This window comes from Paenibacillus sp. FSL H7-0756 (assembly GCF_038006765.1).
GTDB lineage: Bacteria > Bacillota > Bacilli > Paenibacillales > Paenibacillaceae > Paenibacillus_AQ.
Genome location: NZ_JBBOVT010000001.1, coordinates 741107 through 763996 on the forward strand (window position 1 = coordinate 741107; position 22890 = coordinate 763996).

At 54.0% G+C, this 22890-nt stretch carries 21 protein-coding genes; all 21 read right to left on the reverse strand.

Going from position 1 to position 22890, the window contains the following annotated elements:
• Positions 1-109: 109 nt before the first annotated feature.
• The gene (locus NST04_RS03260; protein ID WP_341183139.1) at positions 110-1054 is read right to left on the reverse strand and encodes a peptidylprolyl isomerase; all 945 of its coding nucleotides are present in this window, start codon (positions 1052-1054) and stop codon (positions 110-112) included.
• Positions 1055-1063: 9 nt separating this feature from the next.
• Positions 1064-1948 carry an Hsp33 family molecular chaperone HslO gene (gene hslO / locus NST04_RS03265; RefSeq protein ID WP_341183140.1) on the reverse strand — a complete coding sequence of 295 codons (885 nt, stop codon included), beginning with the start codon at positions 1946-1948 and terminating at the stop codon, positions 1064-1066.
• Between the two features lie 51 nt (positions 1949-1999).
• A complete protein-coding gene (locus NST04_RS03270) occupies positions 2000-2767 on the reverse strand; it encodes a type III pantothenate kinase (RefSeq protein WP_036723925.1) in 768 nt (255 codons plus the stop codon).
• Positions 2767-3639, reverse strand: a complete 873-nt coding sequence (nadC, locus tag NST04_RS03275; protein WP_341015431.1) for a carboxylating nicotinate-nucleotide diphosphorylase — start codon at positions 3637-3639, stop codon at positions 2767-2769. The genes NST04_RS03270 and nadC overlap by 1 nt, the downstream gene beginning before the upstream one ends.
• Positions 3629-5245 carry an L-aspartate oxidase gene (nadB, locus tag NST04_RS03280; RefSeq protein ID WP_341183141.1) on the reverse strand — a complete coding sequence of 539 codons (1617 nt, stop codon included), beginning with the start codon at positions 5243-5245 and terminating at the stop codon, positions 3629-3631. The genes nadC and nadB overlap by 11 nt, the downstream gene beginning before the upstream one ends.
• Before the next feature lie 39 nt (positions 5246-5284).
• Positions 5285-6223 (reverse strand): quinolinate synthase NadA, encoded by a 939-nt coding sequence (gene nadA / locus NST04_RS03285; protein ID WP_036696456.1) that lies wholly within the window; start codon positions 6221-6223, stop codon positions 5285-5287.
• A 245-nt stretch (positions 6224-6468) separates the two neighbouring features.
• Complete coding sequence (gene ftsH / locus NST04_RS03290; RefSeq protein WP_341183142.1) at positions 6469-8514, reverse strand: ATP-dependent zinc metalloprotease FtsH; 2046 nt, start codon at positions 8512-8514, stop codon at positions 6469-6471.
• Positions 8515-8625: 111 nt separating this feature from the next.
• Positions 8626-9165: a hypoxanthine phosphoribosyltransferase gene (gene hpt, locus NST04_RS03295; RefSeq protein ID WP_036696450.1), complete on the reverse strand. Its 540-nt coding sequence runs from the start codon at positions 9163-9165 to the stop codon at positions 8626-8628.
• A gap of 46 nt (positions 9166-9211) precedes the next feature.
• A complete protein-coding gene (tilS, locus tag NST04_RS03300; protein WP_341183143.1) occupies positions 9212-10654 on the reverse strand; it encodes a tRNA lysidine(34) synthetase TilS in 1443 nt (480 codons plus the stop codon).
• Positions 10655-10739: 85 nt separating this feature from the next.
• Positions 10740-11678, reverse strand: a complete 939-nt coding sequence (locus NST04_RS03305) for a serine/threonine protein kinase (RefSeq protein WP_445667868.1) — start codon at positions 11676-11678, stop codon at positions 10740-10742.
• Positions 11668-12414: a hypothetical protein gene (locus NST04_RS03310; protein WP_341183145.1), complete on the reverse strand. Its 747-nt coding sequence runs from the start codon at positions 12412-12414 to the stop codon at positions 11668-11670. Before NST04_RS03310 ends, NST04_RS03305 begins: the two co-directional genes overlap by 11 nt.
• Positions 12415-13044: 630 nt before the next feature.
• Positions 13045-15552 (reverse strand): stage II sporulation protein E, encoded by a 2508-nt coding sequence (gene spoIIE, locus NST04_RS03315; protein WP_341183146.1) that lies wholly within the window; start codon positions 15550-15552, stop codon positions 13045-13047.
• A 521-nt stretch (positions 15553-16073) separates the two neighbouring features.
• Entirely contained in the window at positions 16074-16574 is a 501-nt protein-coding gene (locus NST04_RS03320) for a S1 domain-containing RNA-binding protein (protein ID WP_036696437.1), read from the reverse strand.
• A gap of 125 nt (positions 16575-16699) precedes the next feature.
• Positions 16700-17035: an FtsB family cell division protein gene (locus NST04_RS03325; RefSeq protein ID WP_341183147.1), complete on the reverse strand. Its 336-nt coding sequence runs from the start codon at positions 17033-17035 to the stop codon at positions 16700-16702.
• A gap of 31 nt (positions 17036-17066) precedes the next feature.
• Complete coding sequence (gene yabQ, locus NST04_RS03330) at positions 17067-17630, reverse strand: spore cortex biosynthesis protein YabQ (RefSeq protein WP_341183148.1); 564 nt, start codon at positions 17628-17630, stop codon at positions 17067-17069.
• Positions 17627-17911: a sporulation protein YabP gene (gene yabP / locus NST04_RS03335; protein ID WP_341015453.1), complete on the reverse strand. Its 285-nt coding sequence runs from the start codon at positions 17909-17911 to the stop codon at positions 17627-17629. The genes yabQ and yabP overlap by 4 nt, the downstream gene beginning before the upstream one ends.
• Positions 17912-18052: 141 nt before the next feature.
• A complete protein-coding gene (locus NST04_RS03340; RefSeq protein ID WP_036723951.1) occupies positions 18053-18331 on the reverse strand; it encodes an RNA-binding S4 domain-containing protein in 279 nt (92 codons plus the stop codon).
• Positions 18331-18603, reverse strand: coding sequence for an HU family DNA-binding protein (locus NST04_RS03345; protein ID WP_076082787.1), 273 nt, complete (start codon positions 18601-18603; stop codon positions 18331-18333). Before NST04_RS03345 ends, NST04_RS03340 begins: the two co-directional genes overlap by 1 nt.
• Before the next feature lie 285 nt (positions 18604-18888).
• On the reverse strand, positions 18889-20388 hold the full coding sequence (gene mazG, locus NST04_RS03350; protein ID WP_341183149.1) for a nucleoside triphosphate pyrophosphohydrolase: 1500 nt from the start codon (positions 20386-20388) through the stop codon (positions 18889-18891).
• A 72-nt stretch (positions 20389-20460) separates the two neighbouring features.
• Positions 20461-22113, reverse strand: a complete 1653-nt coding sequence (locus NST04_RS03355) for a putative polysaccharide biosynthesis protein (RefSeq protein WP_341183150.1) — start codon at positions 22111-22113, stop codon at positions 20461-20463.
• 208 nt (positions 22114-22321) lie between these two features.
• Positions 22322-22864 carry a stage V sporulation protein T gene (spoVT, locus tag NST04_RS03360; protein ID WP_209879194.1) on the reverse strand — a complete coding sequence of 181 codons (543 nt, stop codon included), beginning with the start codon at positions 22862-22864 and terminating at the stop codon, positions 22322-22324.
• Positions 22865-22890: the final 26 nt, after the last annotated feature.

Genomic DNA, 22890 nt, shown 5'->3' on the forward strand with positions numbered 1-22890 from the left:
ATATATTACCGTAGCTCCCGGTTCGCAATGCCTGGGTAACTAACAGTTGAAATTGTACCGCTTAATATTCCCGACTAAATCAGTAGGTTTTATATTTAATTTCATATTATCAATCTTGCAGGCTGTTGTCAATATATATTGCTGTATCGTATTTGGCCCGTAATTCACGCTCCACCTGCTGCAAGGGCGCTGCCTGCTCCAGTCTCAGCTGCTGGCCGATCATCCGGCGCAGCTCCTCCTGGTCCGGCTTCACAGGATCGATCAGCTTCTCCAGACGGATCACCGCATACCCGCCGTCAATCTGCAGCGGTCCTGCGATATCCCCCTTCTCAAGCCCGGCTGCTGTCTCCAGCAGCTCCTCAGGCCAGAACGGGTCCTTCTCCTCGACCGTTCCGATACTGCCGCCGTGCTGGCGGCTTTCCTTGTCGATCGAGACCTCCCGGGCCAGCTCTGCAAAATCCTCCCCCTGCTCCAGGCGGTCCATCACTGTACCGGCCTCGTTATAGGTGGAGGTCTGGATGATAGAGAGCTGCATTTGCTTGCGGGGCATGAATCTCTCGCTATTTTGCTTCAGATAATCATCAATTTCCGCTTCACTGACCGTAATCCCGCCCGTAGCTATTGCCTGGAGTGTCAACCGGTATGCCGTCTCCTCACGCAGCTCCTGGCGGGATAGTCCAAGCTCAGACTCCATCTGCTGATAATACTGCTCTTCTGAGCTATAACCGGAGATACCGCGCAGCAGTTCCTGCTCAATCTCTTCATCCGTGACCGTAATTCCCAGCGCTGCGGCTTCCTTACCCACCACAATATGATTGAGCATGTTCAGAAGCACTTCTTCCCCGTGCTTCTTCTGAAGCTCCTCTATCCATTCCTGTTCCGTGACCGGCTGGCCTCCGGCAGCAGCGACATCCGAGGCTTCTCCTTCAGCCGTCTCTGCCTTCAGCAGTGCCATGGCACGCAGGCTCCAGAATAATAATCCTCCCAGTACCAGCGTTGCCACGGCAAGTAATATAACGGCATTGCGCAGCGCGCGCTCCTGTCTTGTCACCATCTCATAGCCCTAAGACTTCGCTTGATCGAGGATTACCTGCAGTTCATCCTTGTTAAATACATAGCTCTCATTACAATAATGGCAGACGACCTCTGCCGTATCATCTTCTTCAATCAGCCGTTCCAGCTCGTGCTCACCCAGACTGACCAGAGTCTGCTCAATCCGTTCCCGTGAACACTGACACACAAAACGGACCTCCAGCTCATCCAGGATCACAGCATCCGGCAGCAGCAGCCGCAGCATTTCCTCAGGCTCAAGCCCCTGATCCAGCACGGACGTAACCGAAGGCATGGCTCCAACCGCTTGCTCAACCTCGGTAATTTGCTCATCAGTCAGGCCGGGCAGCAGCTGAATAATAAAGCCTCCGGCAACTCTGACCGAATTATCGGTCTCCACCAATACTCCAAGTCCAACAGCAGCAGGCGTTTGCTCCGAGAGGGCAAAATAATAAGTGAAATCCTCACCCAGCTCTCCTGAAACGATAGGCACACTGCCGCGGTACGGCTCCTTCATCCCCAGATCCTTGCTGACATCAATGAAGCCTTCTGTTCCTACCGCCCCTGCGACATCCAGCTTGCCCATACTGTTGCTTGGCAGATGAACATGCGGATTGTGCACATAGCCGCGAACTTCTCCCAGGGCATTGGATTCAGCCGTAATCTGCCCGAGTGGACCGTTTCCTTTGACCATTATCGCGAGTTTCTCCTGCCCCTTGAGCATGGCCCCCATGATAGCTGCGGCCGTAACCGTACGTCCAAGCGCTGCCGTAGCCGTCGGATACGTATCATGTCTGCGCCGCAATTCATCGACAAGCTCTGTGGTACGGACAGCGAACGCTCTGACTCTTCCGTTCATCGCCGTCCCCCGGACCAGCCGGTCCTTCTTATTATCCATTGGGTGCATACTCCTCCTATCTATCTGTTCTGTATAGGTTCATCTTTAAGATTATTTGTTACGGTTGTAAATAATGCGTAATCCTTCAAGCGTCAGCATCGGATTAACCTCGTCGATACATTCTGTCTCACTGGCAATCAATGAGGCCAGCCCTCCGGTAGCAATAACCTTGAGAACGGGGGCGTTCATCTCCTGCTTGATGCGTCTGACGATACCCTCAACCTGACCGGCATATCCAAAAATGATCCCTGCCTGCATCGCATGTACGGTATTGCGCCCGATTACCTTCTTCGGCTTTTCCAGCTCGATCCGGGGCAGCTTGGATGCCCGCAGATACAGGGCCTCCGTGGAAATGCCCAGACCCGGCACGATAGCACCGCCCAGATAATTGGCCCCGGCATCAATGCAGTCGAAGGTGGTTGCCGTGCCGAAATCAACGACGACAAGCGGACATTTATACTGCTCAATCGCCGCAACGGCGTTCACAATCCGGTCCGCTCCCACTTCGCGCGGGTTCTCATAACGCAGATTAAGCCCGGTTTTGATACCGGGTCCCACCAGCAGCGGGTCCTTGCCGATAAATTTGACACACATCTCCACGATGACCTGTACGAGCGGCGGAACAACCGAAGAGATGATAACCCCCTCGACATCCCTGAACGACAGATTCGACATGCTGAACAGATTATGAATCATCACACCGTATTCATCGACAGTGGACCCGCGGGCAGTGCTCAGCCGGAAATGGTGCAGCAGCTCACTGCCCCGGTAGACGCCCAGCACGATGTTCGTATTACCGATATCAACGACAAGTATCATCAGAGGGTTCCCTCCTTCTTGGCGTTCAGATCCAGGCTGATATCGAGACTGGCGAAGGAATATGTTAGACGTCCTACCGAAATCACATCCACTCCCGATTCAGCAATGCCCCGGACCGTCTCCAGAGATACATTGCCCGATGCCTCAATGGTGACATGCTTCGCCTTGGTCCGAATTCTTCTCACGGCTTCAGCCATCTGCTCAGGAGACATGTTATCGAGCATAATAATATCCGCTCCGGCCGCGAGCGCTTCCTCCACCTGCTCCAGACTCTCCGTCTCTACTTCAATGGTCATGGTGTGCGGGATATTAGCACGTGCACGCCCTACTGCCTGACGGATGCCGCCGGCCCCCTTGATATGATTATCCTTAATCATTACAGCATCATACAGACCGTAACGGTGGTTGGCTCCGCCGCCTATGCGGACTGCATATTTCTCCAGCATCCGGTGGCCCGGCGTGGTCTTGCGGGTATCCACCAGGCGGGTCGGCAGCCCTTGAAGCTTCTCAACAAAAGAAGCCGTGCGCGAAGCCACACCGGATAACCGCTGCATCAAGTTGAGAGCAAGCCGTTCACCAGTCAGGATGGCATGGGTACTGCCTTCTACCTCGGCAATCACAGTTCCCTTGGAGACAGCTTGTCCTTCCTGGACCATTGCCGTGAATACGAGACCAGGATCAACGACCTCGAACACCAGCTCGGCCACGGGGATTCCACAAATAATCCCGTCCTCCTTAGCATGGATAATTCCCTTGGACTCATGCCCTGCGGGTATGGTTGTACGGGTAGTAATATCCCCAGAGCCGACATCTTCCTGCAGCCAGCCCTTAATAGCCTTAAGCAGGTCTTCATTGTATCCGTTAAACATCATCACTTAATTCCTCCACTATTCCAAGTTCGCGAATCTGGAGCAGATGCTTCTGCCATTGTGCGTCACTGCGCAGCGGATAATCCTCACGATAATGTGCACCGCGGCTCTCCTCCCGTGCCAGGGCCGATTCGGTGATCAGCAGACAGCATGTAAGCATATTGGCGAACTCGTATTCTTCCCGTGTTGTCAGTCTGGTCTTAAAAATCGGCAGCTGGCGCTTTATCTCATCCAGGCCTTTATTCAGCATTTCCTGGTTCCGCCGCAGTCCGGCATACCGTACCATAGCCTTTTGCAGCTTGAGCCGCCGTTCTACAATCGCCTGTGCAGGAGCTTCCACCCTTGCCTGATGATAGGCTGAGGGCAGGTTATCCCGGTCAAGCGGCGGAAGCTGGCGGATGCGTTCAATAATCCGGCGGCCGAACACAACGGCTTCCGACAAGGAGTTGCTGGCCAGCCGGTTAGCTCCCTGCACACCAGTAGATGATACCTCACCACAGGCAAACAGGCGGGCAACTGTGCTCTCTCCACTCAGGTCGGTCTTCACGCCCCCCATCATATAATGCGCAGCAGGAGCCACCGGAATCCAGTCACTTGTAATATCCAGCCCGTAGCTCATGCAGGTCGCATAAATGGTCGGGAAGCGGTGTTTAACCATATCCGCCGGTTCATGCGTAATATCCAGATAGACAAAGGTTGATTTGGTCAATTCCATCTCGCTTACAATGGCTCGGGCAACAATATCCCGCGGGGCCAGCTCCTGGAGCTCATGATAACGTTCCATGAACCGCTCACCGTTAATGTTCCGCAGGACCGCCCCTTCTCCCCGCACAGCCTCAGAGATCAGAAAGCGCGGAGCGCCAGGATAGCTGAGTGCTGTCGGATGAAACTGGATGAACTCCATATCCCGGATATGGGCACCGGCACGGTAGGCAATAGCTACTCCATCTCCGGTGGCCACCTCAGGATTGGTCGTGTAACGGTATAGCTGTCCTGCTCCGCCGGAGCATAGGATTGTTGCATCTGCCTGCAGGAACAACCGTCCGCCGTCAGGCCGCTGTACAAGCGCTCCCAGACACTCTCCGCCCTCCGTAATCAGGTCAATGACATAATGGTCATCCCAGGTCTCAATATTCTCATGCCGGGCAGCCTGTTCAGCGAGTGCGCGGACAATCTCATATCCTGTAGCATCCCCATTTGCATGTAAAATACGGCGGTGGCTATGTGCCCCCTCCTGGGTTAAGGCCAGTACTCCATTCTCTTTATCGAAAATAGTGCCAAGCCGGATCAGCTCGCGGACGCCCTCCGGTCCTTCATTGACCAGTACATCTACAGCCGCTGAGGAGTTCAATCCTGCACCGGCCATGAGGGTATCCTGACGGTGATACGCCGGCGAATCATCCTCCGAAATGACGGCAGCAATTCCCCCCTGAGCATACCGTGTGTTGCTCTCCATTACAGTCTTCTTCGTAATCATAATAACCTTCCGGTCTTCGCTGGCCTTAATCGCTGTGAATAACCCGGCAATACCGGAACCAATGACCAGGCAGTCTGTCTTAACTACAGGAAGTCCCTGAAGATCAAAATCAACCAAATATTGTGGAATCATGACCACTTTTCACCTGTTTCAACGAAAGAGTAGCGCATGCTACCGGACTTGTAGCATGCGCTCTAGGGATGTTCTGGCTTTGTCGGCGACTGCAGGCGGCACATAGATCTGCGGCTTCATTGTCTCCAGGCATTTGACCAGCTTCTTCAGATTGTTAACCTTCATATTAGGACACACCAGGAATTTGGTGGCAAAATGAAACTCCTTATCCGGGCTGTCCAGCCGCAGCTGATACCCGGTTCCATCCTCAGTACCCACAATAAACTGCCGGCGGTCCGATTTCCGGCAATATTCCAGAATTGAGGTAGTGCTGCCTACATAATCCCCCATTGCCACGACTTCCGGGCGGCATTCGGGATGTACAACAAATTCAGCTTCCGGGTATTTGGCTCTCATCTCCATCACATCTTTGACAGTAAGCATGTCATGAGTATTGCAATAGCCCTCCCAGATAATCAGCTTCTTGCCGGTCTGATCCTGCACATATTGACCCAGATTCTTGTCGGGCACCCAGATAATTTCTTCAGCATCGAGCGATTCGATCACCTTCACCGCATTCGCTGAGGTGCAGCAAATATCTGTCTCCGCCTTAATCTCTGCCGAGGAATTGATATAGGTTACTACCTTCGCACCCGGATGCTGCGCCTTCAGTTTCCGCAGCCCATCCACATTGACCATGTCAGCCATCGGGCAACCCGCACGTTCGTCAGGAATCAGGACCGTCTTGTTCGGCGCCAGAATCTTGGCACTTTCCCCCATGAAATGAACGCCGCAGAATACGATTACATCTGCCTCTGTCTCCGCTGCCTTCTGGGCCAGCAAAAAAGAGTCTCCCCGGAAATCGGCAACTTCCTGAATTTCATCACGCTGATAATAATGAGCCAGAATAATAGCATTCCGTTCCTTCTTAAGCTGTTCGAGGCGCACACGAAGTTCACGATTCTGTTCCTGCTTGCGCTCAAGCGCCAGAGCTTCCACGGTCAGTCTCCCCCTTATGTCTTCATGGCTTGCCGCCAATACATTTCTTATAAATGATAAATTTAATATTTATTCACTAATGTACACAACGTTCCACCCCCTGTCAATCCAAGCGGGTGCTCTGTTTCAGAGCGAAACCGGAGGACAAGTTACCATGTGAAACCTATACATTCTTATATTGTAAAAGAAAAGCCCGGAGAACCAGTGGTTCTCCGGGCTAAATTACACAATTTGCGCGATACAGCTTAGACTAGGCTTCCGCCGCCCTTATTCCCGTCATCCGGTCCGTTGCCCTCTTCAGGGTCCGGCTTGTTCGGAATATCCTTAGACAGGTCTAATGGGGATTCTTCGCCATTCTTACCTTGAATCCGGACACGTACATCACCGATGGAATCAATAATCGGCTCGCCCGCTTCATTGGTAATGGCTTCGCCTTCTTCTGGCTTGCCATCCTCACTCAGGTAGCCTTGCTCAATCAATTCTGCGATCTGATCAAGTTCCAGCGTTTCCTTCTCAAGCAGGGTGTTGGCAATCAGGTGCATTTCTTTGGAGTGCTTGGTCAGCAGATCTCTGCAGCGCTCATAGCTGCTGCGGATAAGGTTCTGCATTTCCTGATCAATCTCATAAGCAATGGAGTCGCTGTAATTCTGTTCATGTCCGATATCCCGGCCCAAGAAGACTTGGCCTTGGGTTGCACCGAACTGCAAGGGCCCGAGCTTATCACTCATCCCATATTCCATAATCATCGCACGCACAATGCGCGTAGCCTGCTGGAAGTCACTATAAGCGCCTGTGCCGATTTCACCAATGAATAGCTCTTCTGCAACACGTCCGCCCAGGAGTCCGGTTACCTTATCAAGCAGCTCCTGCTTGGTAACGATCATCCGGTCTTCCTTAGGAAGCATAATGACATATCCGCCGGCACGGCCGCGCGGGATAATGGTTACCTTGTGTACCACATCAGCATGCTCAAGGAAGTAGCCGGCAATAGTATGGCCTGCTTCGTGATAAGCGACAATCCGTTTCTCGCGGTCACTGATGACGCGGCTGCGCTTCTCGGTACCAACGATGACACGGTCAATCGCTTCATCCACTTCACGCATCGTAATGTCCTTACGGTTACGGCGTGCAGCAAGCAATGCCGCTTCGTTCAGCAGGTTCTCCAGATCCGCACCGGTGAAGCCGGTAGTACGCTTGGCGATAACGTCAAGTCTTACATCCTTAGTCAGCGGTTTGTTGCGGGAGTGAACCTTCAATACAGCTTCGCGGCCCTTCACATCTGGACGGTCAACCGTAATCTGACGGTCGAAACGGCCCGGACGGAGCAGCGCCGGGTCAAGAATATCTGCACGGTTGGTAGCCGCGACAATGATGATGCCTTCGTTGCCGCCAAAGCCGTCCATTTCAACGAGCAATTGGTTAAGGGTCTGTTCACGTTCGTCATGTCCGCCGCCAAGTCCTGCGCCGCGCTGACGTCCCACAGCATCGATCTCATCGATAAAGATAATACAAGGTGCGTTCTTCTTCGCATTCTCGAACAAGTCACGAACGCGGGATGCGCCGACACCGACGAACATTTCCACGAAGTCGGAACCGGAAATGCTGAAGAACGGAACGCCTGCTTCCCCTGCAACTGCACGGGCCAGCAAGGTTTTACCTGTTCCCGGAGGACCTACAAGGAGTACCCCCTTCGGAATCCGGGCACCCACCGCTGCAAATTTGCGGGGGTCCTTGAGAAATTCAACAACCTCAACCAGCTCTTGCTTCTCTTCGTCAGCTCCTGCAACATCCTCGAAGCTGATCTTCTTCTTCTCTTCATTATATAACCGGGCCTTGCTCTTGCCGAAGTTCATTACCTTGCCGCCGCCGCCCTGTGCATTATTGAACAGGAAGAAGAACAGGATGAACATAATAACCAGTGGGATCATGGAAGAGAGGAATGTCAGCCAGATGCTGTCACCTTCCATTTTCTTCTGGCTAAGTTCTATGCCGTTCTTATCGCTGGCAGCCACAAGCTGGTTAAGGGCCTCGTCTGTAGGAGGAACATAAGTGGAGAAATTCTTCGATTTAGCCTCGGGTGGCAGCTCTTTATATTCGCCAGTAACCAGAAATGCATTCCCCTCAAACTGAACCGTCATGCTCTTCACATTATTGTTCGAGATCTCCTGCCGCAACTCATCATATCTAGGGAGATCGGCGGATTCATTTCCATTGCTTACAAACTGGACTATGCCCACCACGACTAAAAATAAAATCAAATAAAAACCAGAATTCCGGATGAACCGATTCATCCCCTACCTCCTCTCGCAACGCTCAAGTTATTGTACCATAGCCTGACCGGACTCCTCAAATTGTCAGGAAATCCAGAAAAGTGATCCGTAGATCTAAGGCTGTCGGGTAGTTCATTTGGTATAAATCTCAGGCTTCAGTACACCGACGTAAGGGAGGTTCCGGTACAGCTCGGCATAGTCCAGTCCATAGCCTACGAGGAATGCATCAGGAATCACAAAACCGGTATACTGGGCTTCAAGATTCACTGCGCGGCCTGACGGCTTGTCGAACAGAGTGACTACATTGACAGAAGCGGCATTGCGCCCCTGCAGCATGTCAATCAGATAGCTGAGTGTAAGGCCACTGTCGATAATATCCTCGACAATCAGAACATCACGGCCTTCAACCGATGTATCCAAATCCTTGATGATTTTGACTACGCCGGATGATTTGGTTGTACCGCCGTAGCTGGATACCGCCATGAAGTCCATTTCAACGGGTACTGTAATCACTTTAACCAGATCCGCCATAAAAATAAACGCACCTTTGAGTACACAAATCACTAAAGGTGTGCGGTCTGCATATTCCTTGCTCAGCTGGGCGCCAAGCTCCCTGATTCTTTGTTGAATTTCTTCTTCGCTGATCAAGATTTCCTGAATATCATTCTGCAACTTGCGAACCTCCTAAGATATACTTATGAAAGACTTACTTCGGCCATTACGACTCTTCGCCCTGTTCCATGTCTTCCAGGGTCAGGAGCAGAACCGTGGCCGTGTGCCGCCCAACTGCGGCATGCACCGAACGCCTTACGCCCGGAATCCAGACGATATTGCCGAGTGCATCACATACGAGGGGAATTGCAGGCCGTTCGGAAGAAGGTATTTTATCATCAATGTAAATATCTTTTACCTTTTTGCTTCCGTTTAATCCCATAACCCTTATGGTATCTCCAGGCAACCGGGAACGAATGGTGAGCGGCAGGACAAGATCATCCCCGTCAAACCAAGCCGAGTTCTTCCCGTAATCCTCCTCCTGTGCACAAAAAACTTCTCCCGCAAGCCCCCTCATCGTCATAACCTTTCCTATCTCCATCAGCTTAATCCGGGGATGAGTCAAAGACAGCCGGTATGTATAACTTACCTGCCGGGTCAAGGGCTTGGACGAGAACACAATGGTATCATATTGCCGCACGCAGACATAACCGCCACCCATATCGAGCGTCCAGACGGTAGGGTATTCCTGCAGCGTTCCCCGGCGTACTGCTTCAATCTTGGAAAAATCCATGAATGATGAATCCGCCGACAGATAATTTAATATTAGTTTAATCAAACGCCGTTGTAAAGCGGAGGGTATGGCCGCAAAGGCAGCTCTTTTCAAGGTGTATTTTCCATGCTCGGTGAAAACCAGCTCATCAAAGCATTTTGCCGCATTCGCCTCCATATATTCATCTTCCGCCGAGGCAATTTCGGCCAGCTGCAGAAGCGATTGTCTCACCTGCGGATTATGCTGCTCCAGCATAGGCAGCAGCTCCAGCCTGACTGCATTCCGCTTGTACTGCGTCAGGAGGTTGGTCGCATCTTCCGCATAAGCCAGGCCCTCCTCCCGGCAAAAGCCGACAAGAGCCGTTTTGTTAATACGCAGGAAGGGGCGGATGAGTTCCACCTTTTTTTCGGTCCGTTTCCAGCGCATGCCGGCAAGGCCCGAGGGCCCGCTCCCCCGCAGCAGCCGCATAAGCACCGTCTCGGCCTGGTCATCTGCATGATGGGCCAGCGCCACCGAGCGCGCCTGGTAACGGTGTGCGGTAGCGATCAGGAACTGGTAACGCTTCTCCCGCGCAGCCCCTTCCGGACCAAGCCCGCTCTCCTTAATGATGGAGGGAATATCGAATTCGCCCAGCTCGAAGGGAATGTCCAGCTCTGCCGCGAGGGCCCGCACCAGCTCTGCTTCCTCTGCCGATTCGGCTCTGAAGCCGTGATTGACATGGGCGCATATCAGCGCCAGCGGCATCCGGGTCAGGGAGATCTCATGCAGAATACGCAAAAGAGCCACAGAGTCCGGCCCTCCGGAAACTGCGACTACGATGGTGTCATGAGGCGCCCACAGCTCATATTCAGCCGCAGCCTCCATTACGGATTCCACCAGTTCCTTCCTGTGCTCCATAGGGGCTTCCTTTCCTGCCATCCCTTACACGCCTGCTCCGGCGGTCAGCATCTTGGTGATTATGTACGATTGCTTATTACAGATATCAGAAACGGAAAACCCAGTATAGCGTGAATGCCAGCAGAAATAAAGACAACGCGAATGCATTTTTGAGCCAGCGCGGGGTTGCCATCGTCTCATGTCCGGTCTTCCGTCCTCTGTAGATGTGGCTTTTCCAGATCTCCGCAGCCTGCGCTGAACCGGGGAAACCGCCTTTGAGCGCGAGGCATAGCCAGGAGGACAGCTTCTTATCCGGCAGCTCCCGGGCCAGCTTCATCAGCTCCTCTACGCTCCTTGTCTGCGGAAGCTGCTGGGCGGCAGACTTCAGCCCTTCTTCATTAAGCAGACGCAGGCACAGGACGGCAAAAGCAAACAGGTCATAGCTCTGGTCGCCTGTCCGGCTGCCCGCATTCCAGAATCCGCGGTCATGCCATTCGGTGAACTGCTTCACACTCCGTCCGATAGGGCTTGCTCCCCCGTAATCAATCAGTTCGGCTTCCCCGTAGCTGGATACCATGACATTCTCCGGCTTCAGGTCTCCGAATACGAAGCCGCACTCATGCAGCGTCTGCAGCTTCTCCAGAATCGTCATTCCGACAAGCCCCAGCCAGGAGGCGCCGTTCCTGGACAGGAAATGGTGCAGCGGCCTTCCTTCCACATAACGCATCACATAAAAGGGTGTATGGTCACGGTCCTTGAAATCATCCGATTCCAGCAGATAGGAGGATAACGGCGACTCCTTGCGGGCCCGGTGCTCGCTGCGCTTGCGGCAGGACTGCAGGGAGGTCAGCACGTTAATCTCAGACTGCAGCTCCAGCGTATCGTATCCGATCTTAAGCGCATACCGCTCCCGTCTGCCTTCCCGCTGCACCAGATATACGGTTCCGTTTGCCCCCTTCCCCAGCACACGCTCCACGACATAACGGTTCCCCCGCCATTTGCCGGTAATCACTGTGCCTGCCGGATAGGATGGATTAGACGACATACCCATCAATCATCCCTTCTCTTGCCCCGTCATCTTCCCCTGGAAGATAATTGCGATGTTTCTCCAGTTTATCATAACGATAATGTTCCAGCACCTTGAAAATAGCCGGTCCGGTCGGCGTAGCTCCCCGCATCTTCAATCTGGAAAAGAGGGAACGGACCTCGGACACATTCCGGGTCCAGTCGATATCCAGCATGGCATCCTCACTGCCCGAGCGTCCGGGAAAATGAAACACGGCAATCTCGCTGCTCCCTTCCCGGGCCTCGAGGCTGAGCGCCAGATCACGGATGGCGTCCTCCACCGCGCCAAGCTTCGGCTTCATGCTGGCGCTTGCGTCAATTAAAAGCGCTATGCGCAGCGGCGAGGTTTCGGTCAGCTCGTCGACCACAGTAACCACCTGTGAACGCTGCTGCGGAGGCAACTCCGCCAGCGAGCCGTCGCCGAGAATTTTTTGCACCTCTTTATTAACCGCCTGCTGAATGGTCTGAACCACTGTCTTGCGTGTCATCATCTGAATGGTCTGGGCCAGCTGCGGGGTTCCCACGATCCGGCTGATCCCGCCCCCTGCCTTGGCAATATCGGCAATCTCCCGGCTGCCCAGCTCACCGATGGTTCCATAATCTACGACCCCTACAACATTGACCGTGATACCTTCCTGGCGGGCGTGTGCAGCCGCCAGCACCGGACTCTCCCCCACATTTGAACAACCGTCCGTGATCAGCAGAATTTGCTTCATGACCGTTCCTCCCTTCCTTGTCTAGTTACTAGCATTGCCAAGGTAGAGAGATTTCAAACGCCGCCTAAAGCTGAAAAACTTTGGAATGAAATCTAGGTGAACTTAGGGTCACTGCAAGAATTGTGGACTTCCGATCGCTGTTGTCTTCCGATTTCCTGATTTGAGACCGCGGTTTGCGGTTGAAATCGGAAGACTGCATATGCTTCCGAAGCGAGCTTTCCTGCGGAAAGCTTTCAGGCGAACGCTGACGCTTCTACAGTTCCACAATTTCTTTCCGTTCCTTTAACCTCACGATAAGATCACAATCCGAAGGCAATCGCCGCCGAGCCGGCGGCGGTTGAAACGGAGCGGAGCAAGGGCTGGGAGTGGCTGGAATGCACCCGCCGAATCCAATAATTCTGCCTAAAATGCAACATTCCTCTCAATAATCCCTCCTTGTATGGAAAATGTTGCACAAAAGGCAGGAATCCTCCCCCGTAAGTCAATTAGCCGAATGAATATTGCAATTTATGCAACAATCCACTAAAACACCGGGGTATCTTCAGCGTCAAGCTGCATTATGTGCAACATTTGCAGCTTACTTAACTTACCCAATAGACTAATTAGTTGTCAGGTCAATAGATAGCTGCGTCAGCTAACCGTACGCGGGCGCTCCATCCGGCCGACGCCGGGCATATGCAGGCTGGACCATTCCGGGTGGTAATGATCCACACGGCTGACCACGATAGTCATATCATCATGAACCTCATTCCCCTGATAACGGATTACCTTATCCAGTAGCTCGTCCGCCATATCCTGCGGATCATCGCCCTCCAGCTCCTGAATCAGACGTTTCATCCATATCTCCTTATTAACGGCATATCCGGGCGCATCATAAATCCCATCGGTCATCATGATGAGGATATCACCGGGACGCAGTTGCATGGTGACCAGATCCACCTCGATATCTTTGATGATGCCGATCGGCAGATTGCTGGCCGTCACGGGAATCACCTCGCTGCCCCGCCGGATGAAGCTTGGAGCGGAAGCAATCTTCATGAAGATGGTCTGCGCCGAATACTGGTCGATCAGCGCCATATCTACTGTTGCATAGAATTCATCCGGGGAGCGCAGCAGCAGAATGGAGTTGACGGATTTCACCGCCAGCTTCTCATCCATTCCCGATTGCAGCAGCTTCTCCAGCATGGATAACGCAGCGCTGCTCTCCATCCTGGCCCGCTCCCCGTTGCCCATTCCGTCACTGATGGAGACGGCAAAGGTGCCATTACCCAGCTCCACCATACTGAAGCTGTCTCCCGACAGCATATCGCCTCCCATGGCGGCAGCAGCTACGCCGGAGCTTATCTCGTAAGCCTTGGCCGAGCCAAAGGTCACCATCGACAGGCCCTCGCGGGGATGGACGGCGGTCTCACTGACCACTGCAATATTTTCCTCCAGAATATCCGAGAGCAGCGGAGCGATCATTTTGCGGCATTCATCGAAGCCCCGGGTGTAGGCATGCACGACCTCAATCTCCACCCTGCCGGGATCGAGACTCAGAATCTCAATGCTGTGAATGGAGAGGCCCAGCTTCTCCAGCGCCTCCCGGATCTGGCTCTCCTGACGGTACATCGCCTGCCCTTCCCGCTTAATCTCCTTCGCCAGGTCCTCCATGACCTGCGAGACACCGGATAATTGCTCGGCCACAAATTGGCGGCTGTCGTATATTTGCCGCTTCCAGCGCATATCATGCTGGTATAGCTCATATTGGCCCTTCATCACCTCAAGCACCTCCCCCGTCCTGCCGCAGATCCGGCTCCACTCCGGCGGCAGCTGGGCAGCGGTAATGTCCGGGCACTCCTCAACCGTGGTCATCATGTCCGTCATATACCTGTAGGTCTGATAGAACTTGGCATCCCAGCAGTGAGTCCGCCGGATGCACCCGGCGCAAGCTCCTTCTGTTACCGTATTCATAAAGTCCTCCATCTCGCGGTCGCTTTTGCCCGCCTCTGCGGCCCGGGGAATCTGCCCGAAGCTGCTGGAGAGCTGCTGGAATACCTGCGAGAACTGGGTCACCCGGTCTGCTGTAATATCCCGGACCCTCCGGGCATATTCATGCTGGGAACGGCTGTGATCCGCCGTACCTGGTACATATTTGGCAATGGAAGTAATCAGCCCCTTGGGTGTTAGAAGAAACAGTACTACGGCTGCACAGGTCTCCCAGGTGGAATTCATGACATCGCCCGGTCCCATGAAATAGACAGATAGAATCGTTGATCCCAGCAGCATCCCGATGGAGACGGCCCCTTTGCGTCCGGACTGCATCATGCCTGCCAGCATCCCGGAAAAGGCCAGCAGGCTCATTTGATAGATCGCTCCGATATCGGCCAGACTGAGAATCAGCCCGGTCACTACGCCAACCGCAGCACCAAGCGGCGCTCCTCCGGCCAGAGCAAAGATCAGAATCAGAAACCGCGATAAGACATGCTCCAGCGATAGACCGTTAATGGTCCAGCCGACAAGACCGGTCATGACGGAAGCCAGCAGGATGATCAGACAGAGTACCTCCTCATTGCGGAGTGCCCTGCTTTTCTGCTTATAGGTGAATAAAGGAAGCGCCTGCAGGAATACAAGCGTCAACACGAACCCGAGTATAGCATCAATGGCCGCCATCATCAGCGGATACCACGTGAGTGAAGGACCGATAACGACCTGGAACAGTCCCACCATAAAGGAAGACACGAACACCATCAGAGGAGCATAGGACAGATCCACCCGCTGGAAGTTCTCCAGCCCTTTGTAGATCAGATAAAAAATAATCAGCTCTGCCGCAACCACGATGGCACCCGGAAACGGTGTGAAGAGACTGCCGAGCACGATAGCTGCGGCCACAGGCAGCATGGAATCCCTGCGCATAAATACAATGACGGCGAAGTAAGCAGCAGCAAACGGAGTAAGCTCATCCAGGATCATAGCCCGTCCCAGCAAAAAGCCCATTAGGCTAAGGAGCAGCACCCACTTCTTGACCGCGAAGAACTGGGCAACCGGCAGCCTGGTGCCCCATGCCTTCAAGCGCGTACCTAAGGCTTCTTTCTGATTTTTGTCTTTGCTTCCTGCTCTTGTCCACTCCGGCAAATTCACCACATTGCTTTTACTCATTTCCTGCACCACCCGTTTATGAATTTTATGGTTCTCATTATATAGCGGGGGTCTTAAGAAAGTTTGTCAGAAACGGAGAGCAATCTGTAAAAAATTTCCGACAAAAAAGCCTGTCCCGACATTCTGTGGAAAAGCCTTTCAATCCCGTACGGGGTACAAGATTGGCTGTTGGCTGCCGCAGTCACACTGCCTGTTGCAGATAGTGTCCGCGCGGACATTCGTCAGCGATTGCCCTAGAGTTATGTGAGAATGGCATGGATGCTGTCGGCAATTTGTTCAAAGCCCGACAAAAATAGCCGGAAGCCTGGGTGCGCGGTATAGAGCTGGGGCGGGCTGGGCTGCTCATACTCTGCGTTGCGAGCAGATTGTAATCGGTTTTCCGATTACATTTGGTTCACGCACCTCCACGTTGCCGATTGTGTTCGGGTTTTTCGCCTTCATTCGGCCCCGGGCACAAACACAAAAAAACCGCGAAGGACGTTAGCGCCCCTGCGGTTTATTTATGATGTGCAAGACTCAGATTATACGCGCTTGGCTCCACGGCCGCCGCGCTTTCCTTCTGTGTTCTTCTTGATCGAAGATATCCGTTCTTCGCTGTCTTTCAGGAAGCGTGACATTTTATCCTCGAATGAAGGTTTACCGGCTGCAGGCTTGAATGGACGCCCACCCCGTTCACGATTGAATCCACCGCCGCCTCCGCCACTGCCGCCACCACCGCCGAAACGGTCTCCACCGCTTGGACGTTCAGGTCTTGGAGCTCTGGGGGGACGTACTTCCGATGCCGGCTTATCAACGGCTTGCTTAATGGAAAGTCCGATCTTGCCGTCCTTGTCAACATTGATCACCTTAACGGTTACTACATCCGCAATCTTCAAATGATCGTTAACATCCTTGACGTAGTTATCGGCGATCTCCGAGATGTGAACGAGACCTGTGACACCTCCTGACAGATCCACAAATGCTCCGAAATGCGTGATGCCTGTCACCTTGCCCTCTAACTTGGTGCCCACTTCAATTGCCATAGAATAAAATGATCCTCCCTTAAAAATATACAGACGAATATAATGTCCATCCTGTCTGCGGTGATTTGATTATACAGTAAAGAGCAAAGCAAGGCAACACAGCGTAAGCCTCTTTTCGCCTGCTTTTATTGCCCGGATTGCTCGGTACGGATAGGTGATTCCCCTGCAGGATACATATTGTACCATTTACGCGCTAATTGTCCGATATACTCATCGTCATTCAGCCGCGAAACCTCATATTTCAATTGATTCAGCGTGGCTGTTACACTCTCACTGTTCTCTCTCTTACGGGCGAGCTGTTCGCTCTTGTCGGCGATTGCTGCGCTCTGGGCAAAGAAAGTAAATCCGGCCCAGCCGAAGAAAACAGCCATCACAAGAATCCATATAAACTTTCTTCTCTTCGCGCCTGCGGCCGAAGCACTCTGGTTCGTATTCTTTTCTTCCGCAGAGAATCTGTTCATTCAGCTTACCTCCAGTTCCAGGGTTTCAAGGTCAGCGCTTCCGCCACCCTGATATCCACTCGGTGATCCTCACGATCCGGGCGCTATGAACGAACCGGGATGCATACGGAGAGGCCCACCTTACAGGAAGTACCCAGATTGGCTTGGTTAGACGCAGCAGCAGCTTAAAAATATAAAGAAGGACCCGGCCGATCAGCAGCACTGTTCCCTTAACCAGGCGCCACAGCCAGAGAATCGGACCTCCGATGACTATGGTAACGAACCGCCATAGCATCCTGCATACATACTGAACCGACTGAATTAACCTTACCACAAAACGCTGCACCGTAATACTGAAGATCAAAAAATAGATCCATACACCTAGAAAGAGGCCAAGAACGACATAAAACCTCAATTGTCCCTGGTTTCCGGCATAAAGCATGCGAAAGACCAGCAGGGCCGCCCCTATCCAATACAGCAAATCCAGCAGCGCATTCAGCCATTTGGGAAATCTCAGCTTCTGCGACAGCACCCGGTAGCTGTCATAGGCCAGTCCCATGGCAATGCCGGACAGAATCATATAGAGCAGGGTGATCCATTGAACAGAGGGATTCATTTAAACAGCTTGCGGAGAATCCCTTTATTTTTGCCTTGCGCCCCGGGGTCCAGATAAATCAGGGAATGAACATTGCCTTCAAGGGACAGCATTCCATTCTCCAGACTTAGATTCTTGATATGTAAATGAGTCCCCCGAATAGTCAGCTGACCAAGTTCTGTACTCAGCAGAAACTCTTCACTGTCAAAGCTTTCCACATTCTGCACACCGGTAAGCTCAATCTGCTTGCGGCTGCGCATGTGCAGATCATGCTGTTTGTTGACTTTGGCTGGTTCGATCATAGCATGTACCCCTCCTTCTTGGTTCTAATCTATGAAGGAAGGACAGGGTATAGAACAGGTGGAAACAAGAAAAAAGAGGCATCCCGCTCCGCCGTCTTCCGGCTTCAGGGATACCTCTTAACCTTATGCTGCGATGATCTGCTACCAGTCGAGTCCCGTGCTTTTGGCAACCGGCTCTTCACGGAGCAGGGTATACATTCCGGCGGCCTCATCCTTACGGGTGGTTTCCACCAGCTTTTCCACTTTGACCGTCACAAGCTTTTGGCCGAACTGCACGGTAATCTCGTCACCGATCTTCACCGTGCTGCTCGGTTTGGACTCCCGTCCATTGATCAACACCCGGCCCTGTTCGGACACATCCTTGGCCACGGTGCGGCGCTTGATCAGACGGGAGACCTTCAGGAACTTGTCCAGACGCATTAGTTAACGGCTTCTTTGAGTTTGTTGCCTGCCTTGAAGGCCGGCACTGTGGATTCAGGAATTTCGATAGGTGTGCCCGATTGCGGGTTACGGCCGGTGCGGCCGGAACGTTTGCGCGTTTCAAAAGTACCGAAGCCGATCAGCTGTACTTTATCTCCGCTTGCAAGAGCTTCTGTAATTTCGCCCAGCATTCCGTTAAGTACGGTTTCTACGTCTTTTTTGGATAGTCCGCTTTTCTCGGAAATGTTGTTTACCAGATCTGTTTTGTTCATAATTTGAAGTTCCTCCTAGGATACAAAAAATAAATGAAAATCAGGTTTACCGGAAAATCACGGCAAATCGTCATTTCGTCTTTATGATATTCTGGATTCCGCCCTCAATTCCTGCCACGATCCGCCGTTTTTTTTGAAAAAGTAACATCTTGCGTAGGATATGGGGCTTTTAGCACTATAACATTATAAACCTCTCAATGCATTTTAAATCAGAGATTCGCGCCGTAGTCACAGCATTGCCTTGAAAAGCACGGGATATACCGCCTATAACTATAATTCTAGAATCTATTGCTTCCTCTCTTCCGCCTTGGCTTCCTGCCAGAGGGCTTCCATCTCTTCGAGCGGGCTGTCCTCCAGCCGGACCCCCTGATCGCGCAGACGCCGCTCAATATATTCGAACCGGGCTACGAACTTACGGTTGGTGCGGGTCAGTGCTTCTTCCGGATCGGCTCCGATGAAGCGGGCCGCATTGGTGGCTGCGAACAGCAGGTCGCCCAGCTCCAGCATCTGCTCCTCGGCAGACTGTCCCGTCTCAATCGCCTCCTGAAGCTCGTCAATCTCCTCGCGGATCTTAGCCAGCACATCGCTGGTATTGTCCCAGTCGAATCCGACTTTGGATGCCTTCTTCTGCAGCTTATACGCCTTCATCAGTGCCGGCAGATCCCTTGGAACCCCGCTAAGTGCGGACAGGGCTTCGGGCTCCACGCCTTTGCGCCGCTTCTCCTCGGCCTTCATCCCTTCCCAGTTCTGCAGCGCCTCCTCGGCATTGCCGGCCGCCTGATCCCCGAAGACATGCGGGTGGCGGAACAGCAGCTTCTCATTCAGCCCCTCAATGACATCGTAGACACTGAAGGTTCCCAGCTCCTCTTCCATTTGGGAGTGAAGCATAATCTGGAGCAGCAGGTCGCCCAGCTCTTCCTTCATATGGTCCGGATCATCCTCGTCAATCGTCTCCAGCACCTCATAGGTCTCTTCGATCAGATTTTTGCGCAAGGATTCATGCGTCTGCTCACGGTCCCAGGGACAGCCATCGGGGCTCCGCAGAATATCGACAATCTCATGCAGCCGGGCAAAGGTACGGTTACGCGCTTCATCCGCACGGCTCGCCGGAATATAGACCAGCGACAGATTACCATAGCCGTCCAGCCGGTCCAGCTCGTACAGCGGCACACGGAGAATCTGCTCCTCGCCTTCCACCCCAAGCGCATGTGCGGCAATTACCTCATACTCGGGCGGGTAAAGCTCCATCAGGCAGAGCTTGGTCTCAGACGCGGTGAAGCTGTCATAGACCTGCCCGATCAGGGTATGCAGCTCCGGGTGAAGCTGGGAGCTGCGGATACCTGAGGCATCCAGCAGCTGGAAGCCTTCAATCGGATCAAAGCCCAGACGGACGAATGCTTCATCCAGGAAGCTCTCGCCGCCGAGGATATTCAGCTCAATGCCCGCCTCCGGGCAGCGCCCGCGCAGCAGGGAGACAGCGGATTCGGCCACCATAGGATGACCCGGCACGGCATAGACGATCTCCGTGCCCTGCGGAGCGGCCGCAGCTTTCTCAATCAGCGTTGCCGTAATGGCTTCATAGACCTCCGGGAAGGACGACAGCGACTCATACAGCCCGTCGAAGGACTCCCAGGCGATCTCCATCTCCGCCAGTGCAGCCATAACAGGATGCTCTGCGGTCCGCACGTATACGGCCGAGGCCGCCTTCAGCTTCTTAATAATGCCGAGTGTCAGCCGGTCCGGGTTCCCGGAGCCCAGGCCGACGATCGTTAATGTTGCGCTCATGCCAGTCTACTCCTTCCAGGCAGCCGCCCGCTGCTATTCGCGAGGACGGCTGCGCTATGTATGGTCAGCGCCTTAAGGGAACAGGCGCAGCTTTTTTAGCTTGTCCGCTAAGCGGGGGCCGAAGCCCGGAAGCTGGCGCAGCTCGCTCTCGCTGAGCAGCCGCAGCGCCACTGCGCCGAGTGCGAAGACGGCGCAGCCTGCGAGCACGCCGAGCAGGCTCTGCGCCAGGGCCGCGGTCCGCCCGCCGCCGAAGCCGGCAGCATCTGCCGCCCAGGCTGCGCCGTGACTCACGGCCGCGGCGGCCAGCCCCAGGCCCGCGAGCAGCGCCGCGGGCTTCAGCAGGACATCAGCGGCGCGCAGCCGCAAATGTCCCTGCCGGTAGAGCAGCAGCACGTTCAGCGCTGCTGCGAAGAGATGTGCGGCCACGCCAGCGATGGCCGCACCGGTAATGCCCTGCTGCGGGACGAGCAGCAGGTTGAGGGCCGCCTTCAGCAGAGCGGCGGCCAGGAGATGCAGCGCCGGCGCGCGCACGGCGCCCAGGCCTTGCAGCAGCGCGGCGGAGATGATGCTGACCGTCCCGCCCGCGGCGGTGAAGGCCAGCCAGGTCATCGCGCCGCTGCCGGCGGCGTCCCCGTACAGAGCCGTGTTCACCGGCTCTGCAAGCACGGCCAGGCCTACGGAGGCGGCCAGCCCAAGGAGCCAGAACCAGCGCAGCGACAGCGTGATGCGCGTGCGGATCAAGGCCTCATCCCGCTGGTATTTCGCTTCGGCCAGCGCCGGGATGAAGACGACCGAGAGCGAGGTCGCCAGCATCGTTACAATCTGCACGAGCGGCAACCCGCGGTTATAGATGCCGAACTGGGCCATCGCTGCTGTCTCGCTGCTGCCGCTCCCCGTAAGCAGACGGGGAACTGTGAAGACATCAACCAGTCCGATTAACGGAACCGCCAGCGCACCCAGCATCACCGGGAGGCCGTAGGACAGCAGCTCGCGGGCAGGAACGCCCTGCTTTGCACTTCGCACGGCCGATGCCGTGCTGTTCTTAAGCGGAGCTTGAGGCAGCCTATCCGGCAAGCCCCGGCGGTGGCTGCGCCAATACAGCAGCATGACGCCAAGACCCGCGATCCCGCCTCCAGCGGGCCCCAGCATCGCACCGGCAGCAATTCCTGCCGCATCTGCGCCAGCACCCGTCAGGTACAGCAGAAGCGCGATCATGACCGCGACACGTACCGACTGCTCAACCACCTGTGACACGGCGGTCGGCATCATATTATGCAGTCCCTGGAAATAGCCGCGCAGCGCCGCCATCAGCGGTACCACCGCCAGCCCCCAGGCGCTGCTGCGCAGAGCGGGAACAATATGGGAGCTGCCGACCCATACCGCAATGAGCGGAGCCCCCGCGTAGACCAGAATGCCGAGCAGAAGGCCGCTGGCCGCCGTAATTCCGGCTGATAGCAGCAGCACCCGCCGCCCCTTCTGCACGTCCTGTGCCGCCGAAGCCTCAGCCACGAACCGTGAGATGGCGGCAGGCAGTCCGAGCATTGCCACCGTCACCAGAATCGTATACAACGGATAGACCGTATTGTAGATGCCGAACGCGGCGTCGCCGCCCAGATTCTGCAGCGGTATCTTCTGGAGCGTACCGATCAGTTTCGAGAAGATCGCTGCCGCACTAAGAATAAAAGCGCCCTGCAGCAGCTTCGAGCCTTGAGTATTGGATGTCATCGTTTACCTGCTTCTACAGCCATAACTGCCATAATATAGAGCTTATTTTAAACTAAGCAAATGAATTTCTATATTATAACTTATCTAAGGGTAGAAGTGTAAATGCTCCTGCTTTCATTGGTGAGCGGGCCGATTCCACAACAAAAACCCGCCATTCCCTACGGTCATCATAACCAAAGGAAAAGCGGGACTCTCCAGCACCAATTAATTACTGTTCCATTTGCTTGCCCAGGAAGGCTGCGGCTGTCTCTGCCATTTTTACTTCCATCTGGGCCATTTTGACCGAATCATCCTTATTCAGCAGCACTACGCAGCCGATGGGATCTCCTCCAGAGATAATAGGCGCTGCCACATACGTGGATAACAGCTCTGAGTGGTCCTTGCTGATGTCATAGCTGCCTGCATTGGTCTCAAGCATTGTTTTACGGCTTTCCATTACCTTTTCCAGCAGCACACCCACTTGCTTCTCCAGATAATCCTTCTTGGAGCCGCCGGCGAGCGCGATGAACGTGTCCCGGTCCGTAATCATGGTAATATGCCCTGTTCCTTCATACAGCGACTCTGCATACTCCTTGGCGAAATCACCCAATTCACCAATCGGTGAATATTTCTTCAGGATAACCTCACCATCGCGGTCAACAAAAATTTCCAGAGGATCGCCCTCACGAATCCGCAAGGTGCGTCTGATCTCTTTGGGAATAACAACTCGTCCGAGGTCATCAATACGTCTTACAATACCAGTAGCTTTCATTTCACATGTTGCCCCGCTTTCTTAAG

Bases quoted from the DNA above. Each gene is read 5' to 3' on its own strand.
- NST04_RS03260 (WP_341183139.1), bottom strand. From the start codon at position 1,054: ATGGTGACAAGACAGGAGCGCGCGCTGCGCAATGCCGTTATATTACTT.
- hslO (WP_341183140.1), bottom strand. From the start codon at position 1,948: ATGGATAATAAGAAGGACCGGCTGGTCCGGGGGACGGCGATGAACGGA.
- NST04_RS03270 (WP_036723925.1), bottom strand. From the start codon at position 2,767: ATGATACTTGTCGTTGATATCGGTAATACGAACATCGTGCTGGGCGTC.
- nadC (WP_341015431.1), bottom strand. From the start codon at position 3,639: ATGATGTTTAACGGATACAATGAAGACCTGCTTAAGGCTATTAAGGGC.
- nadB (WP_341183141.1), bottom strand. From the start codon at position 5,245: ATGATTCCACAATATTTGGTTGATTTTGATCTTCAGGGACTTCCTGTA.
- ftsH (WP_341183142.1), bottom strand. From the start codon at position 8,514: ATGAATCGGTTCATCCGGAATTCTGGTTTTTATTTGATTTTATTTTTA.
- tilS (WP_341183143.1), bottom strand. From the start codon at position 10,654: ATGGAGCACAGGAAGGAACTGGTGGAATCCGTAATGGAGGCTGCGGCT.
- NST04_RS03305 (WP_445667868.1), bottom strand. From the start codon at position 11,678: ATGTCGTCTAATCCATCCTATCCGGCAGGCACAGTGATTACCGGCAAA.
- NST04_RS03310 (WP_341183145.1), bottom strand. From the start codon at position 12,414: ATGAAGCAAATTCTGCTGATCACGGACGGTTGTTCAAATGTGGGGGAG.
- spoIIE (WP_341183146.1), bottom strand. From the start codon at position 15,552: ATGAGTAAAAGCAATGTGGTGAATTTGCCGGAGTGGACAAGAGCAGGA.
- NST04_RS03320 (WP_036696437.1), bottom strand. From the start codon at position 16,574: ATGGCAATTGAAGTGGGCACCAAGTTAGAGGGCAAGGTGACAGGCATC.
- NST04_RS03325 (WP_341183147.1), bottom strand. From the start codon at position 17,035: ATGAACAGATTCTCTGCGGAAGAAAAGAATACGAACCAGAGTGCTTCG.
- yabQ (WP_341183148.1), bottom strand. From the start codon at position 17,630: ATGAATCCCTCTGTTCAATGGATCACCCTGCTCTATATGATTCTGTCC.
- yabP (WP_341015453.1), bottom strand. From the start codon at position 17,911: ATGATCGAACCAGCCAAAGTCAACAAACAGCATGATCTGCACATGCGC.
- NST04_RS03340 (WP_036723951.1), bottom strand. From the start codon at position 18,331: ATGCGTCTGGACAAGTTCCTGAAGGTCTCCCGTCTGATCAAGCGCCGC.
- NST04_RS03345 (WP_076082787.1), bottom strand. From the start codon at position 18,603: ATGAACAAAACAGATCTGGTAAACAACATTTCCGAGAAAAGCGGACTA.
- mazG (WP_341183149.1), bottom strand. From the start codon at position 20,388: ATGAGCGCAACATTAACGATCGTCGGCCTGGGCTCCGGGAACCCGGAC.
- NST04_RS03355 (WP_341183150.1), bottom strand. From the start codon at position 22,113: ATGACATCCAATACTCAAGGCTCGAAGCTGCTGCAGGGCGCTTTTATT.
- spoVT (WP_209879194.1), bottom strand. From the start codon at position 22,864: ATGAAAGCTACTGGTATTGTAAGACGTATTGATGACCTCGGACGAGTT.